Origin of the sequence: Facilibium subflavum (assembly GCF_003574485.1) — a bacterium.
In the GTDB taxonomy this organism is placed as follows: domain Bacteria; phylum Pseudomonadota; class Gammaproteobacteria; order Francisellales; family Francisellaceae; genus Facilibium; species Facilibium subflavum.
This window is the reverse complement of sequence record NZ_QLIT01000255.1, coordinates 1-12973: the sequence shown is the minus strand read 5'-3', so window position 1 is coordinate 12973 and position 12973 is coordinate 1. Positions and strand designations below refer to the sequence as shown.

16 protein-coding genes and 1 tRNA gene are annotated in these 12973 nt (G+C 39.4%); 7 read left to right on the top strand and 10 right to left on the bottom strand.

The features are described 5' to 3' along the window. Window positions 1-271: transposase (locus DNK84_RS12755; protein WP_162902456.1), on the top strand; the 271-nt coding region annotated here is incomplete at its 5' end. Window positions 272-339: 68 nt separating this feature from the next. Here DNK84_RS12755 and fabV read toward each other — a convergent pair. The 4 genes from fabV to DNK84_RS12735 form a co-directional block, all read right to left on the bottom strand. Further along, a complete protein-coding gene (fabV, locus tag DNK84_RS12750) occupies window positions 340-1533 on the bottom strand; it encodes an enoyl-ACP reductase FabV (protein ID WP_119344862.1) in 1194 nt (397 codons plus the stop codon). A 77-nt stretch (window positions 1534-1610) separates the two neighbouring features. Next, on the bottom strand, window positions 1611-2297 hold the full coding sequence (locus DNK84_RS12745) for a queuosine precursor transporter (RefSeq protein WP_119344861.1): 687 nt from the start codon (window positions 2295-2297) through the stop codon (window positions 1611-1613). A 26-nt stretch (window positions 2298-2323) separates the two neighbouring features. Then, the gene (rsmB, locus tag DNK84_RS12740; protein WP_119344860.1) at window positions 2324-3589 is read right to left on the bottom strand and encodes a 16S rRNA (cytosine(967)-C(5))-methyltransferase RsmB; all 1266 of its coding nucleotides are present in this window, start codon (window positions 3587-3589) and stop codon (window positions 2324-2326) included. Further along, entirely contained in the window at window positions 3589-4383 is a 795-nt protein-coding gene (locus tag DNK84_RS12735; protein WP_119344859.1) for an inositol monophosphatase family protein, read from the bottom strand. The genes rsmB and DNK84_RS12735 overlap by 1 nt, the downstream gene beginning before the upstream one ends. 89 nt (window positions 4384-4472) lie before the next feature. Here DNK84_RS12735 and DNK84_RS12730 point away from each other — a divergent pair, with 89 nt between their 5' ends. Together DNK84_RS12730 and rnhB are read left to right on the top strand one after the other, a co-directional pair. Beyond that, window positions 4473-5222, top strand: a complete 750-nt coding sequence (locus DNK84_RS12730) for an RNA methyltransferase (RefSeq protein ID WP_119344858.1) — start codon at window positions 4473-4475, stop codon at window positions 5220-5222. 1 nt (window position 5223) lies between these two features. Further along, window positions 5224-5787: a ribonuclease HII gene (rnhB, locus tag DNK84_RS12725; RefSeq protein WP_119344857.1), complete on the top strand. Its 564-nt coding sequence runs from the start codon at window positions 5224-5226 to the stop codon at window positions 5785-5787. A gap of 44 nt (window positions 5788-5831) precedes the next feature. On the opposite strand, the gene DNK84_RS12720 is transcribed toward rnhB, so the two are convergent. The 5 genes from DNK84_RS12720 to DNK84_RS12700 form a co-directional block, all read right to left on the bottom strand. Then, the gene (locus DNK84_RS12720) at window positions 5832-6242 is read right to left on the bottom strand and encodes a hypothetical protein (RefSeq protein ID WP_119344856.1); all 411 of its coding nucleotides are present in this window, start codon (window positions 6240-6242) and stop codon (window positions 5832-5834) included. Between the two features lie 163 nt (window positions 6243-6405). Beyond that, a tRNA-Asn gene (locus DNK84_RS12715) sits at window positions 6406-6481 on the bottom strand. Between the two features lie 70 nt (window positions 6482-6551). Further along, window positions 6552-6863 (bottom strand): cupin domain-containing protein, encoded by a 312-nt coding sequence (locus tag DNK84_RS12710; protein ID WP_119344855.1) that lies wholly within the window; start codon window positions 6861-6863, stop codon window positions 6552-6554. 8 nt (window positions 6864-6871) lie between these two features. Further along, window positions 6872-7330 (bottom strand): YaiI/YqxD family protein, encoded by a 459-nt coding sequence (locus DNK84_RS12705; RefSeq protein WP_119344854.1) that lies wholly within the window; start codon window positions 7328-7330, stop codon window positions 6872-6874. A 5-nt stretch (window positions 7331-7335) separates the two neighbouring features. Next, on the bottom strand, window positions 7336-8856 hold the full coding sequence (locus DNK84_RS12700) for an APC family permease (protein ID WP_119344853.1): 1521 nt from the start codon (window positions 8854-8856) through the stop codon (window positions 7336-7338). A gap of 196 nt (window positions 8857-9052) precedes the next feature. Here DNK84_RS12700 and DNK84_RS12695 point away from each other — a divergent pair, with 196 nt between their 5' ends. The 4 genes from DNK84_RS12695 to DNK84_RS12680 all read left to right on the top strand — a co-directional run bounded on the left by DNK84_RS12695 (window position 9053) and on the right by DNK84_RS12680 (window position 12735). Next, window positions 9053-10564, top strand: coding sequence for a fumarate hydratase (locus DNK84_RS12695; RefSeq protein ID WP_119344852.1), 1512 nt, complete (start codon window positions 9053-9055; stop codon window positions 10562-10564). A gap of 29 nt (window positions 10565-10593) precedes the next feature. Beyond that, window positions 10594-11373, top strand: coding sequence for a methyltransferase domain-containing protein (locus DNK84_RS12690; RefSeq protein ID WP_119344851.1), 780 nt, complete (start codon window positions 10594-10596; stop codon window positions 11371-11373). Window positions 11374-11466: 93 nt separating this feature from the next. After that, entirely contained in the window at window positions 11467-12429 is a 963-nt protein-coding gene (locus DNK84_RS12685) for a DnaJ C-terminal domain-containing protein (RefSeq protein ID WP_119344850.1), read from the top strand. Between the two features lie 3 nt (window positions 12430-12432). Then, a complete protein-coding gene (locus tag DNK84_RS12680) occupies window positions 12433-12735 on the top strand; it encodes a chaperone modulator CbpM (protein ID WP_119344849.1) in 303 nt (100 codons plus the stop codon). A gap of 4 nt (window positions 12736-12739) precedes the next feature. On the opposite strand, the gene DNK84_RS12675 is transcribed toward DNK84_RS12680, so the two are convergent. Next, window positions 12740-12973, bottom strand: a 234-nt coding sequence (locus DNK84_RS12675; RefSeq protein WP_162902454.1) for a hypothetical protein, incomplete at its 5' end; no start/stop codon positions are given.

Below are 12973 nucleotides of genomic sequence, written 5' to 3'. Positions count from 1 at the left end.
GTTGCCAAATACAGGGCCCAATACAACCTTAACAGAAATACGCGCATACTGGCAAGTGGAGAAGCACCTTCACGGGTCATTAGATGTTACTTTTAGAGAGGATCAAAGCCGAATTCGTCAAGAAAATGCGGCCATCAATTATTCTTGGATGAGAAAGTTTGCTCTAGGGCTTCTAAAAAAAGATACCTCTGTAAAGATGAGTATTCGCCGAAAACAGCGAAAGGCCCTGGTTGATCCAAGCTATCTAACTACCGTAGTTAAAGAAAATTAGATGCGTTTACCCTGATAGCATTGGTAAATCATTTTACTGTTTTTATTTCCAAAGCAAATTGTAACAGTTTATGGTGTAAGTGTTTTTAGCATATCGATATCAATTTCCTCTTGATAATCAACATCTGATATGCCAAAGCCATTTAAGGCGAGAAAATCCTGGTAGAACCCATCAAAGTCGCTGATCTGTTTAAAATTCTGTGGTGTCATTTGCGCCATGATTGCATTGACTTTTTGTTGCGTGTTCGATTGCATTTCAAGGTTATCAGGGCGAATGCGGCCAGCTTCATCAATAATACGGCTTTCACCGTACATCATATCACGCATAAACCGGTCAATTTGCTCAATCGTATTTTCATGCGTGCCTTCTTCTTTCATGACTTTAAATAATGCACAGCCATATAATGGAAAAAGGGGAATAAATGCACTGGCTTTTGTTACCAATGCTTTAGCGACTGTAACAAAAGCTTCGCCATGAACAGGTTGCAGCACATCATTAAGCATATGCGCTGTTTTCTCTAAATGACGTTTTGCCGCACCAATCGTGCCTTTTTTATAAATGGCATCAGTTGCCTTGGCACCATCATATGAATATGCCGTTGTTTTAAAACCCTGGGCTAACACATCGGCTTTTTGTAATGCATCAATCCATAACTGCCAATCTTCACCACCCATGACTTTAATTGTATTGTCAATATCTTGTTGTGTGGCTGCTGCCATTTTTCCTGGCGTGATGGTTTTTTTAGATAAATCTAAGGTAGGCGCTGAAATTTCACCTATGGTACTTTTTAGCACAGATTCGTGTGTAACACCTGTTTTGGGATCCGTTCGCCTGGGTGATGCAAGGCTGTAGATAAGCGCATCAATCTTACCACCAAAGTCTTTTTGAATAATGTCAATGACTTGTTGTTTGAGCTCATCACTAAATGCATCACCGATAACGTTTTTTGCAATTAATCCATCGTTCTCGGCAAAATGTTTAAACCATATATTGTTCCACCAGCCAGCAGTCCCAATACGTTTTTGTGTTATACCGGTTTCAAATGAAACACAGATAGTATCCGCATTGGCGCCATAAGCCATCGCAACGCGTGAAGCAAGGCCATAGCCTGAAGAGCCACCAATAATAAGCACTTTTTTCTTATTGCTAAATGCGCCTTTGGCTTTTACATAATCAATTTGGCGTTTAACAACGGCTTTACAGCCAATAGGATGCGGATTTTTCACTAAACCGCCACGGACTATTTGTGGTTCGATAATCATCTTTATATTTATACACAGGTTTTTCTAAAAATTGTACAAATCATAATGTGATAGACATGCTTAAGTCAAGAGCACGATCAATATTGACCCACCGGCGTTCGCAAATAACGTTTCGCGCCAAAGACAATAGCGTAAGTAATTGGGATGGCAACAATGCTTAAAATGCTTTTAGAAACAAAGGCACCGATAATAAGTGAGGTCTTATCAGGAAAAGACCAAAATACGATGGAGATGAAGATAACTGAATCAACAAATTGACCAATAATGCTTGAAAAAGCAGAGCGAAACCAGAGTTGCTTACCTTTTGAAAATTCTTTGAGCATTTGGAAAATAAAAATATCAAAAAACTGTGAGATCAAAAAACCAATGAAAGTGCCTAGAATAACAAGGCTGCTTTTTGCCAGAACTTCTGCATAAATAGACTGGTTAACCCATCCTTGTGCTGATGGTGTGATAACAGACAACTCAATAATAAAAACGAACACCATCTGGCTGATTACCCCTAAAACAGCAACAAAATAAGCCTGTTTTTTTCCATAAAGCTCACATACCGCATCAATAACGGGAAAGGTGAACAGTCCAAACATAATATTGGAAAAAGGGAATTGCAGTATGAGGTGGACCGGTTTTGTTGCAGTGATCGCGGAGCTGGTCATTGCGCATATAATTATCATGGATAAAACTAACAAAACATAGATATGTTTATTTTGTTGTTTGAAATAATGATCAGAAGGTGAGATGTCATTTAATTGATATACGTTCATTGGCTTTATTCTCCCTGTTAAACAATTTATGCTTCTTTTCGTAATAAGCAGTAATAAAAGCCATCACCTTGGTCAGTTTTAGGCAGAAGTTGATAGCCATATTTTTTTCTGCTTTCATGATTAAAAATACTGATATCTAATACTGTCACATTTGTGTGTGTCAGTAAAAATTGCGATATTTGTTTATCATTTTCTTCAGGTAAAATCGAACAAGTAACATATAGTAACATGCCACCTGGCTTTAATTGAGGCCATAGGTTGGCTAAAAGTTTTCTTTGTATTTCAACAATCGTTTTTATTTCTTCAGGTGTTCGCAGTACTTTAATATCAGGGTGTCGGCGAATAACACCGGTGGCACTGCATGGTGCATCAAGTAATATTTTATCAAACTGCTTGTGAAATTGCTTTTGGGTGATGTCACAGCGAAGAAATGCAAGTTTTAATTTATCATCGAGTTTAAGGCGCGTTAAATTTTCATGGATTTTAGCAAATCGTTTTTCGTTGCAATCAGCAATGGTCAGCGAAATTTCTGTGCATTTTTCAAGTAAATGTGCAGTTTTCCCACCAGGGGCAGCACAGGCATCAAGAATATGCTCATTAGGTTTTGGCGCTAAAATATGCGCTGCATATTGCGCTGAAAGATCCTGGACACTGAATAACCCCTCATTAAACCCAGGAAGCTGCGCGATGTTGTAGTTTTTATTTAATTTCAGACAATAAGGTAAAACAGTAGTATCAAAAGCGATATTATTTTTTTGGAAACGCTTTAACAGTTCTGTTTGATTTTTTTGCTGGTTCAGCCGGATAAAAACAGGGGGTTGGCTATTACTTTGTATCACTATATCATCAGCATTGTCATAATGTTTTTGCAGTTTGCCAATAAGCCAGTCAGGCATGTCTTTTGCTGGATCATAAGGGGGAAGGTGTGATTTAAAGTTTTTTAAAGCCACATTTACAAAACCACAAACGGCATTGAGTTTTAATGCTTTACAGGCATTTACGGTTTCATTGATGATGGCATGTTTGGGTTGGTGCATAAAAATCAGCTGATAAAGCGCAGTTAATAGCAGTGATTTAACCTTGGCTTTTGTTTTTTGTTTGCAGATCTGTAGTAAGTGCTGCTCTAAGTAAAAGTAATGACGGAAAACACCATAGCAAATGGCATAAATAAAGCGGCGATCCTGATCACTGATATTTTCATGTGATAGCAGTTGGTCTATTGAGATAAGACTGATTTGATGCTGCGTGATTTTGTGAATGATTTCACAGGCAATCGCACGCGAATTCTTCATTACTTGGCCAGATGTGGTGATAAGAATTTAGTAAGCTTGGCAACAATACGTGGATTCCCACCAATTAAGCGGCCATCTTGTAAATAGTGAAGCCCGCCATCTAAGCCACAAAGCATGCCACCTGCTTCTTTGATGATTAGATCAGCCGCGGCAATATCCCAGATTTTTGCATCGCGTGATGTCCAAACGGCATCAAGATAACCTGCAGCAACATAACACATATCTAAAGTTAAAGAGCCTGAATAGCGAAGGCCTGAGATTTCTTCATGAAGTGCAAGTACCGCTTCAGGGTAACTTGGATTAAAGACCTTTGTGCTGTATTTTAAAGCACCAGAAAATAAACAGCCGGTGAACTCTTTTTTATTACCTACGCGAATACGCTGGCCGTTTAACTGTGCACCGGACCCTTTAGTTGCAGTGAAAAGCTGATCTAAATACGGGTTGTATACAACGGCTAATTCTGTCTTATTGCGAAATTGCATTGCAATAGAAACACAGTGATGTGGCAGGCCGTGAATAAAATTGTTTGTGCCATCTATCGGATCGATAATCCAGGTGTGGTCACTGTTCTCATTACCAAAATGTCCAGCTTCCTCAGTGATGTAAAATTGATCTGGAAAGGCTTTTTGAAGTGTGGCAATGATTTTCTTCTCAACCTCAATATCAATATTGGTAACATAATTATTTTTGGATTTTTCATGAACTTCTATTGTGCTACGATTGTCATTGGCTTTTAAAATTGCGCGCCCAGCTTGGCGAGCAGCCTTAATGGCAACGTTCATTTTTGGATGCATGAAGGCAATTCCTTGGTTAAATTTTTAAAATTTCTTTAGTGGTGTATGATACAATATTTAGATACAAGGTGATAGTTTTTAAAATTTAAATGTTAGATAAAATACGGATTGTGTTGGTTGAAACTTCTCATATGGGGAATATTGGTTCAGCAGCGCGCGCGATGATGAATATGTCATTAAGCCAGTTATATCTTGTAAACCCAAAACAACAACCCGATGATCACGCACATGCTGTTGCAGCACATGCAGATGCGCTGGTAAAAAATGCACATGTTGTTACATCACTTGAAGAGGCATTAGAGGGTGTGGCGCTTGTGATTGGAACCAGTGCAAGAACAAGGCGCATGGATTTACCACTTATCAATGTGAAAAGTGCAGCACAAAAGAGTATAGAAAAGACGGCTCAAGGTGGTGAAGTTGCCATTGTTTTTGGCCGTGAGCGCACGGGTTTGTATAACAATGAACTGCTTATGTGCCATATTCATGCCTATATCCCAACGAATGAAGTGTATAACTCTTTAAACCTGGCGCAAGCGGTGCAAGTGTTTTGTTATGAGCTATATAGCTATTATATTGCGTGTGATCAAAAAGTGCAGCTTCCTGCAGCTCATTATGTTCGTGAAAAAGCCTCTGCCAAAGAGCTGTTAGGGTTCTATCAGCACTTAGAGGAAAAGCTGATTGCAACAGGTTTTTTAAATCCGGATAAACCAGGTCATGTTGTTGACAAGTTAAAGCGTCTGTTTCAGCGCGCGCAGTTAGAGTCCCAGGAAGTGAATATTTTACGTGGTTTTTTAAGCCATATTCCTGCAAAAAATAGTTCGAATCATAAAAAGGAATAGCATGATATTAGGTATTGATGAAGCAGGACGTGGACCTTTGGCAGGTTCGGTTATCGCTGCTGGTGTTATTTTAGACCCTAAAAATCCGATTGATGGATTGATGGATTCAAAGAAATTAACGGCAAAAAAACGCGAAAGTCTTTATGAAGTAATACAGCAAAAGGCACTTGCCTTTGCTATTGCTCAAAGCACACCCAAGGAGATTGATGAGATTAATATCCTGCAGGCGACTTTATTGGCAATGAGGCGTGTTGCAGATAAGATTATGCTACCTTTTACTGAAGTTTTAGTTGATGGTAACCAATTACCAAACTGGAATTACAATGCAACAGCAATCATTAAAGGAGACAGCCAAATCGCTGAAATCTCAGCCGCTTCAATTCTTGCTAAAGTCTATCGTGATCGACAAATGGTTCAATACGATAAACAATACCCACACTATCAATTTGCAAGGCACAAAGGCTATCCAACAAAACTGCATTTGCAGCTCTTACAAGAGTATGGCGCTTTGGATATTCACCGCAAGAGTTTTGCACCGGTGGCAAAAGTGTTATCAAAGGGTTAATTCACACTGTTTTAGGTGAAGCTGTCAGTGTGGTAATCGAGCGTTTATTCACTGTTGGTAATCGTATAGGTCCCTTCAAACTGGTCATGACTTGCCTGAGAGTTATCTTTTAACGCAACATTAAACTGTTGATTCTTCCCATTTTTGTAATCGATATTATAGGGTTCGACTTGTCCTTCGCCGATTTGACCTCCTTCTGAGGATAAAATAAAATCACAGGTTCCTATAATACTTGCTGTATCACCTGATCCAACATCGAGTGTTTTAAAACTATAATTAGGTGTGCTAACCACCATGCAGTCATTTCCGCTTAGGTTGATAACAGAGATGGATTTGTCTGCTTTATTAATGATTTTAGCTGTGGCAACGCCTTGTGCGTTGGCGAATAAAGGCAAACAGCTGAGTAACACAATAAATGTTTTGATTATGGGGGATTTTGGAAATATGGCATCCATAGCGTACTCCTTCAAGTAAGTTTAAGGCATCAAGTAAGAGTCATAGAGATTCTTAATGCCCTATAGCATAGACAAGAATATTTCAAAATGCGAATTTCATGATTTCTGCTTTTCGTGGTGGCTAAATCTATGGATATTTGGCTTAGTATGCTGAATTAATTGGTGGCTCCCCGAGACGGACTTGAACCGCCGACCCAGTGATTAACAGTCACTTGCTCTACCGACTGAGCTATCGGGGATCGCCTTAACGAAAGGGAATTTTATAGATCAATTTCAGGTGAGTCAATAGCTTTTGATAAAAAAAGTGAATTATTCACGAAAATGGATAGCAAGCCAGATGACAGGTGGTTGACTTGAGGTAAAAGTAACCCAGTGCGGTGTTTGTTTTGGTAAATGTAGAAAGTCGCCTTTTTGCAGTACAACCTCGTCTTGCGCTGCAATTTTCAGTCTTGCCTGACCTTGTAGCACCAGCACAAACTCATCCCATTGTTGTATGTAGGGTGATTGTTTTGGTGTGACCTGTCCATAGGAAACAATGCGTTCGACTTTGATATTGTCCTTTTGTAAAAGCGTATCAAATAATTCCTGATCACCTGCGTTTGGATAGTGAAAAAGATTCATACATGCTCCTATGTCTTTTTGTTTAAATGGATATGTAAATAGCGGTCAAGTTCACTGGCAAAGCGATGAGTCTGCGCGTGGCTAAATGGCTTTGTTTTTGTCTCTACAACGCCAGCATCACGCATGGTCGTAAAAAAATCACGCATGGACAATGCCTGACCAATGTTGGCCTTTGTGTATTTTTTGCCTTGAGGTGTGATAACGGTTGCTTGTTGTTGGATTGCATCATTAGCAAGTGGGATATCGCCTGTAATCACTAGATCATGCGGTTTGACCATATCAACGATCAATTGATCAGCAACATCAAATCCCTTATCAACCAGCTTTGACTTTATAAAGGGTGATGGTGGGTGATATAAAGGGTGGTTGGCAATAAAGATGCAAGTCACCTTTCGCTGGTGAGCCGCTTTATAGAGTATTTGTTTAATTGCTTTTGGGCAGGCATCGGCATCGACGAGTATTTTCATGAATATTACGCATAATTTTTTTGACTAACCAGTATGCCATAAAAGATAATGAGTAACACAAAAAATATTGTATAAAATACAGTTACGTTATGCGGTATTGCATAAAAAATTGATGAGATGAGTTCGAAGATTAAAAAGGCAAAAATTCCCCAAGAGGATTTCAACATCAGTTTGTAGCTTGTTTTACTTGATGCACGTTGATGCATGATGCCATACATTATGAAAAAGCCAAGGTGTAAGATAAGCGCAACGGCCAGGTTAACAGTCCCTGAAATCATTAATAAATAACCTAAAAACAGGAAGATGACAAAGGTGAAAAGGCCTGAAAAAGGAAGGTACCGTATGGGCAGGGGATCCTTTTTGTTAGCACTTAGTTTAGCGTGGGCAACCGGTAAAGCAATACAGGAAATCAGGATGAAAGTTGTCGTTAATGAGGCAATAAGCTGCCAGTTCTTGAAAAAGAGGATCAAAACAAAAGAGCAGATAAAGGTAAAAATCAATGATACCCTGGACATGCCTATTTGGGTATTCACTTGTGCAAATACCTTAGGTACCTGATGGTTTTTCCCCATTTCATTAAGCATGCGTGTGCTGGCACCCATATAGATTAATCCTGTGCCTGATGGGCTAACAAGTGCATCAGCGTATAAAATGACTGCCAAAGCATTTAATCCCAAAAGGCCAGCTAATTGTGCTAAAGGTGATTCAAAGTTAAGTCCTTGCCAGCCGCCTGAAAGCATATGTGGTGGCAGGGCGCCGATAAATGCAATTTGTAATAAAAGATAGATACCTAAAACGATTAACACACTGCAGACCAATGCTATGGGGACATTTCTTTTCGGGTTTTTCAGCTCAGCAGTAAAACTTGCCGCGGTTTGAAAGCCAAAGAACGAATAAAATATCCCACAGCTTACGATTGCACTGAAAATACTGCTGGTGCCAAAGGGGATAAAACTGTTTTTCTCGGCAGTGAAATTGCTGCTGTGAAAGGCTGCAATAATCATTATAATTGCAGTTGCCAAGGGAATGATGATTTTTAATGTCGTAATTGAGTTATTAATCTTGGCAAAAAAGCGAATTCCCCAATAATTGATGATGGTATAAAGCAACATCAATAAGCCGACAATGGTAATTCCCCATATTGTCAGCTGGTCATTGCTAAAAATATAATGTGTCATCGGTTTATAAATTGAGGCAAGGTATTGAGTAGTAGCAATTGCTTCAGAAGGGATAACGATCAAGCCAAGAAGCCAGTTGGAAATACCGGTGACAAAACCAAAGTGCTGGTTGTGTGATAGACTGATTAAGCGTGTAAATAAGCCATTTACCGGGTGTTTAATAGCAATTTCTGCTAAAAGTAATGCCATGATTAGTACACTTGCCGCTCCGATAATCCATGAAAAAATTGACGCCCCACCGGCAGCTTTCGATGCATAATAAGAAGCGAATAACCAACCACTGCCCATCATGGTTCCGACACTTAAAGCAATGGCAGAAAAAAGCCCTGGACCTGTTTGCTGTTTCATTATTTTACGCCCTCAATTATTTTAAATAATAAAAGTGCGTGTTATGTAGTCATATCAGTTTTCCATAAAATTGAGCAGAATAACAGCATTATTGCTTGGCATGTTGTTAGCAACATTTATTGCTTGGCATGTTTGTGCTTTTGGAAGAACTTATAGTAAAATGCATGCTAATTAATATTGAATAACAGTAAATACAATGCGTGTAATTAAAGTCAAAGATTTTGTTCAAAGTGTCGCTGATGGTCTGCAATTTATTTCTTACTATCATCCTAAAGATTTTGTCCAGGCAATGCATAAAGCCTACCAAAAAGAAGCTTCAAAGCCTGCGAAAGATGCGATCGCACAGATTTTGATTAATTCAAAAATGGCCGCTTATGGCCACAGGCCTATTTGCCAGGATACTGGAATGGTGTGTGCTTTTGTAAAAGTTGGAATGGATGCAAAACTTGATAAGACAGATCGCACGATCACTGAACTTGTAAATGAAGGTGTCAGACAAGCGTATTTAAATCAGGATAACCCTTTGCGTGCTTCAATGGTTAATCCACCACATAATGGACGCAAAAACACAAAAGACAATACGCCTGCTATCGTGCATATTGACATGGTGCCTGGAGATAAAATTGAGATTGAATTGGCTGCTAAAGGTGGTGGCTCCGAATTTAAATCGAAATTTAAAGTATTAAACCCAAGTGACAGTATTGTTGATTGGGTGCTTGAGATGTTACCAACAATGGGTGCTGGCTGGTGCCCGCCTGGTATCATTGGTATTGGGATTGGCGGTACGGCAGAAAAAGCGATGCTTTTGGCTAAGGAGTCATTGGGTGAAAAAATTGATATGCATGAAGTCTTGGAGCGTGGCCCACAAACGCTAATTGAAGAATTACGCGTTGAGCTTTATCACCGGATTAATGCATTAGGCATTGGTGCTCAGGGGTTAGGTGGCTTGACAACCGTATTGGATGTGAAAATCCATGAGTATCCCACTCATGCCGCTTGTAAACCAGTAGCCTTGATTCCAAACTGTGCAGCTACCCGCCATGTACATTTTACACTAGATGGTAGTGGTGTGGCAAAATTGCCAGTGCCTTGTTTAGAAGATTGGCCTGATATTGCTGAGGTAGATAAAACACAAATGCGCCGGGTGAATCTGGATGACTTAACTCAAGCTGATATTGAAAGTTTTAAACCTGGTGAGACCTTGCTATTAAATGGCAAGCTTCTGACTGGGCGTGATGCAGCACATAAACGTATTGTTGATATGATCAAAGCAGGCGAGGATTTGCCTGTGGATTTAAAGGGCAGGTTTATTTATTATGTGGGGCCTGTAGATCCAGTTGGTGATGAAATTGTAGGCCCTGCAGGACCGACAACGGCAACAAGAATGGATAAGTTTACCGAGTTTATGCTAAGCAAGGTAGGTATTGCCGGGATGGTTGGTAAGGCTGAGCGTGGCGCGCAAACCATAACATCAATTAAAAAGCACAAGGCCGTTTATTTGATGGCGGTGGGAGGTGCTGCTTATTTGATTTCTAAATCAATTCGGAAAGCACGTGTTGTTGGTTTTAAAGATTTAGGGATGGAAGCAATTTATGAGTTTGAGGTCGAAGACATGCCAGTTACTGTGGCTGTTGACAGTCAGGGGACTTCCGTGCATGAAACAGGACCAAAAGAATGGAAAGTAAAAATTGCGGATATGATGACATAATAATTAAGTAAACAGGATATATTGTTATAATGATGGAGCATAAAAAAATTATTGAAGAATACCCTTATGAATACTGCAGAAGCCTTGAATTTGCTTATGGTCAGGGGATGATGTCAGAGGGTGGAGAAAAAGGAATAGATAAGTTTTTCTTTGATGTGGATCTTGCAAATAAAAAAGTCTTAGAGATAGGGTTTGGACTAGGTGGCTTGGCACACTATATCGCAAGAAAATATCCAAGTCTGGAATACCATGGCATTGAAATTAACCCGATGATGCTTAAGCATGCCAATAAATACTATAAGCATAACAATACGTATTTTTATTGTTTAGAAGAACCAGATATACTGCCTTTTGATACCAATAGCTTTGATGTGGTTTTTTCTAAGGGGGTGTTAGTGCATCTGCGCAATAAAACACCATTATTTAAAGAAGTCTGCCGTGTGCTTAAAGGGAATGGCTTATTCTTAATTAATGATTGGTTAAGCCCTGATGGCATAAGTTTTGGTGAAAAGGTTGATAGAATGTGTGAAATAGAAGGCCTTACCTTATATCCCACGACCATTACACAATATCAGGATGTATTATTAAACAGCGGGTTCAGGCTTTTGTCTATTGAAGATGAAAATAAAGACTACAGTAATTACAACCATGATATTGTAAGGCGCTTAAAACAAGCCAAAGTCAAAGAAGCGTTAATTGCTGAATATGATCTTAAGACATATCAGGAGTTTTTATCATCTTATCGTGGTGTTGCACAGGCATTTGCTTTGAATGAGTTACTCGCACGAAAGATCTTAGCCAAAAAGTGATTAAGTCCTTAATTGTTTGCTGATTGTATCTTTAAGCACAAGCATTTGCAGCGTACAATAAATTATATTGGAAGGTTAAAATAGGAAACCATTATGTCAGGAAGTTATTATGATTTACTGGGTGTAGCCAAATCTGCGTCAGATGCTGATATTAAAAAAGCTTATCGGCGCCTGGCAAAAAAATATCATCCAGATGTCAGCACGGAAGCTGATGCTGAAGCGAAATTTAAAGAAATACAAACCGCCTATAGTGTTTTAAAAGATCCACAAAAGCGAAAACTATATGACCAGTTTGGTGAAAACTGGGAGCAGGCACAGGCTGGTGGATTTCAGCAATCTCAAGGACAAGGCGGTTTTTCTCAGAAAAGTCATGGTGGTGGCTTTCATACTGAAGGACAACACTTCTATGAGAATTTTGGCGATTATGAAGATATTTTTGGCGAGTTTTTTAAGCAAACACACCAAAAGCGAAGCCAACAACAAGGCCATTTTCGTGCTGATGGGCAGGATTTGCATACACAGGTTTCCATCTCAGTATTAGAAGCGCTAAACGGTGTGGAAAGACAACTACACTTTCGTTATCAAGCCCTTGATGACAATGGATATGTGACAGAGAAAACCAAAAAATTAAAGGTTAAAATCCCAAAAGGGGTAGGTAACCATCAGCAAATTCGTCTTAAAGGTCAAGGCGGAAAAGCGATGGGGCAAGGTAAAGATGGTGACTTATATTTAGAAGTTATCGTGGAATCTACGTCACAATATCAGGTTGTAGGTAATGATCTTTACAGCCACATACCGATTGCACCATGGGAGGCTGCTTTGGGTGCTGAGATAACCGTGCCAACGCCACATGGGAAAATGAAACTTAAAGTACCTGCACATACGCAAAGTGGTAAAAAAATGCGCTTGAAAGGAAAAGGGCTGGCAAAAGGAGATTTTTATGTTGTGCTTGATGTTATTTTGCCGCCAGCTGTTTCAGATAGCCAAAAAGCATTTTACCAAAAAATGGCGGATGAGATGGCATTTGATCCAAGAAAAGATTTGTTAGGAGCGTAAGTGATGCAAGATTTTCAATTTCATTTATTGTCTGAAGATGATTATTTAAGTATTGAGCAATTATCCACGTTATTGTGTGTGCCTGAGCAATTGATCATTGAGTGGGTAGAGCATGATGTGGTATATGCTAAATATGAGCAAAAGACGTATTACATCCGTTGTGATCAAATTGATAAGGCAAAATCAGCTTTACGCTTAGCCGGTGATTTAGGTGTAAATGCTTCTGGCATTTCCATTATCCTTACGCTTCGTGAGAAAATTAGAAAACTTGAGGCAATGTTAGATCAAACAAAAACACCTCGTTAAGGCTTTATGTTTCTTTTGGTTGCCAGCTTTTAGCGATGATCGTGTTGATATCTTCATCGTTTTCTTTCAATGTGATCTCTATATCACCTGCTTCAGGATTAAAGCTTGCCATGGCCTGGATAATCTTATTGAGCTCATGATGATATAGGATTTCATCCTCGGTCATAATGGCATCGACCTGGTTTTGCTCATCATCAAACCAGCCCTGAAGCTTGATAGTATCTTCATCCGCAAGGTT

Bases quoted from the DNA above. Each gene is read 5' to 3' on its own strand.
- DNK84_RS12745 (WP_119344861.1), bottom strand. From the start codon at position 2,297: ATGAACGTATATCAATTAAATGACATCTCACCTTCTGATCATTATTTC.
- DNK84_RS12685 (WP_119344850.1), top strand. From the start codon at position 11,467: ATGTCAGGAAGTTATTATGATTTACTGGGTGTAGCCAAATCTGCGTCA.
- DNK84_RS12705 (WP_119344854.1), bottom strand. From the start codon at position 7,330: ATGAAAATACTCGTCGATGCCGATGCCTGCCCAAAAGCAATTAAACAA.
- rnhB (WP_119344857.1), top strand. From the start codon at position 5,224: ATGATATTAGGTATTGATGAAGCAGGACGTGGACCTTTGGCAGGTTCG.
- DNK84_RS12690 (WP_119344851.1), top strand. From the start codon at position 10,594: ATGATGGAGCATAAAAAAATTATTGAAGAATACCCTTATGAATACTGC.
- DNK84_RS12710 (WP_119344855.1), bottom strand. From the start codon at position 6,863: ATGAATCTTTTTCACTATCCAAACGCAGGTGATCAGGAATTATTTGAT.
- rsmB (WP_119344860.1), bottom strand. From the start codon at position 3,589: ATGAAGAATTCGCGTGCGATTGCCTGTGAAATCATTCACAAAATCACG.
- DNK84_RS12735 (WP_119344859.1), bottom strand. From the start codon at position 4,383: ATGCATCCAAAAATGAACGTTGCCATTAAGGCTGCTCGCCAAGCTGGG.
- DNK84_RS12720 (WP_119344856.1), bottom strand. From the start codon at position 6,242: ATGGATGCCATATTTCCAAAATCCCCCATAATCAAAACATTTATTGTG.
- DNK84_RS12730 (WP_119344858.1), top strand. From the start codon at position 4,473: ATGTTAGATAAAATACGGATTGTGTTGGTTGAAACTTCTCATATGGGG.
- DNK84_RS12695 (WP_119344852.1), top strand. From the start codon at position 9,053: ATGCGTGTAATTAAAGTCAAAGATTTTGTTCAAAGTGTCGCTGATGGT.
- DNK84_RS12680 (WP_119344849.1), top strand. From the start codon at position 12,433: ATGCAAGATTTTCAATTTCATTTATTGTCTGAAGATGATTATTTAAGT.
- DNK84_RS12700 (WP_119344853.1), bottom strand. From the start codon at position 8,856: ATGAAACAGCAAACAGGTCCAGGGCTTTTTTCTGCCATTGCTTTAAGT.
- fabV (WP_119344862.1), bottom strand. From the start codon at position 1,533: ATGATTATCGAACCACAAATAGTCCGTGGCGGTTTAGTGAAAAATCCG.